Here is a 233-nt window from a genome sequence, read left to right on the forward strand (position 1 = left end):
CGCCATCACCCTTCACCGCCAGGTCCCAGCGCTGCGCCTCGCGGGACGGCAGGTGCACGCTGCCTTCCAGCTTCAGCGGCCACTGGCCGTGGGGGTCGAGCGTGCCGTGTACGTCCAGCGCCACCCCATTGCTGGCGCCCAGCAAGCGATCCATCTGCTGCCCGCTTGCGCTCCAGCGCGCCACCAGTGCCGATTGGCTTGCCTGCTCGCCACCGTTGTAAACGATGCTGCCC

General features: G+C 69.5%; 1 protein-coding gene. It reads right to left on the minus strand.

Features of this window, described 5'->3' with window-relative positions; all coding sequences use genetic code 11:
- Positions 1 to 233 (minus strand): hypothetical protein (locus AC0IW7_RS25075; RefSeq protein WP_471821571.1); only part of this gene is annotated, 233 nt, incomplete at both ends.

The sequence above is a fragment of the Pseudomonas sp. AC229 genome (assembly GCF_979254655.1).